At 57.0% G+C, this 1673-nt stretch carries 1 protein-coding gene; it reads left to right on the forward strand.

The genetic code is table 11. From position 1 onward, the window contains the following. Nucleotides 1–679: SIMPL domain-containing protein (locus ACIP1X_RS28880; protein ID WP_400755975.1), on the forward strand; the 679-nt coding region annotated here is incomplete at its 5' end. Between the last annotated feature and the right edge of the window lie 994 nt (nucleotides 680–1673).

Here is a 1673-nt window from a genome sequence, read left to right on the forward strand (position 1 = left end):
GACCGTCGGCAGCGTCGCCAGCCTCCCGGCCCTGGCCGCCGATGAGCTGCACTACAACCAGATTTCCCTGCGCGCCGAAGTCAGCACGGAAGTCGCCCGCGACCTGATGATCGTCACCCTCTACACCGAAGAACAAAACACCGACCCGGCCAAACTCGCCGCCGACATCAGCACCGCCATGAACAAGGCCCTCGGCCAGGCCAAACAAGTCAAAGACATCACCCTGCGCCAGGGTAGCCGCAACAGCTACCCGATCTACGACACCAAAGGCCAAAAGATCACCGGCTGGCGTGAACGCGCCGAACTGCGCCTGGAAAGCTCCGACTTCGCCGCCCTGTCCAAACTCACCGGCGAACTGCTGGGCGACCTGAAAATGGGCGGCATGGACTTCGCCATCGCCGACCCGACCCGCAAGGCCAGCGAAGACAAACTCCTAAAAGAAGCTGTCACCGCGTTCAAAAACCGCGCCCAACTGGCCACCGACGCACTCGGCGGCAAGGGCTACAAAATCGTCAACCTGAACCTCAACAGCAACGGCTACCCACAACCGTACCTGCGCGCCCCGATGATGATGAAAGCGGCGGCAATGGATGCAGCGCCGGTGACGCCGGAAGTTGAAGCGGGCACAAGCCAGGTCAGCATGACGGCCGATGGCGCGATTGAAGTATTGATGCAGTGATTTGATTTTGGGCTGAATGAAAAACCGGCGATCAGCAGTGATTGCCGGTTTTTTTATGAATCAAAAACAAACCCTCACCCTAACCCTCTCCCAGAGGGAGAGGGGACTGATCGGGGTGTTTGGGCGAGGTACGCCGACTTGGGATACCGAGTTGAACCCACATTCTGAAAGGCCTACAAATCGGCCCCCTCTCCCTCGGGAGAGGGTTGGGGTGAGGGGCGAATACAGCGAAGATCAAAAGATCGCAGCCTTCGGCAGCTCCTACATGGAATCGCGGCGAACTCGCACTCAATTAGGCCGAGTGTCAGCTCGCCTGCTTTTGATCTTAGAGCCCGTCGGGAGGCTGAGCGGGAGGGATTCATACGGGGAAAGCATCGAGAGGAGGTGCAGCGAAGCAAACCGTAGGCGATGCCCCCGGATGAACCCGGAGCGAAGGAACCCGAGCCTTAGCGAGGGCCGGACGTCAGGGCACAGACCTTTGGTTACTTTGGGGCGTTTGCCAAAGTAACCCGCCGTAAGGGCGGAACCATTACCCGCAACACCCCAAAAAACGGATATTCACCCAAGGCGCTACCAAAAGAAGCACCCCAGTTGCACCCAGTACAACCTCCAAAAAAATCCACAACCCAACCCCCACCAAGCCCCCACCCAAACCTCAGAAAAATCCTACAAAAACCAACAGTATAAATAAGTAACACCCAGCCCCACCCCGGCGCACACAACGTGACCAATGCACCGTTTTGGGGCTCCATTTGCACCGTAAAAAACCCGCGCAAACGGTCAAATGCGTCAAAACTTACACAGATGCGACATTAAGGTACGTACGTGCCACCGTTTAACGCTCGCACACACTCTGGATCTTGCAATGGGTATGGCCCCTGCATAAGTATCCGCAGGCACGACTCACGAGGTCGTACCTCACTACTAAAAAATGACAACAAATCATGAGGCCAACATGCTTAAACACGCGGTCATTCCGTTTCTAGTCGGCGCA

This window comes from Pseudomonas sp. NPDC088885 (assembly GCF_044750025.1).
GTDB lineage: Bacteria > Pseudomonadota > Gammaproteobacteria > Pseudomonadales > Pseudomonadaceae > Aquipseudomonas > Aquipseudomonas rustica.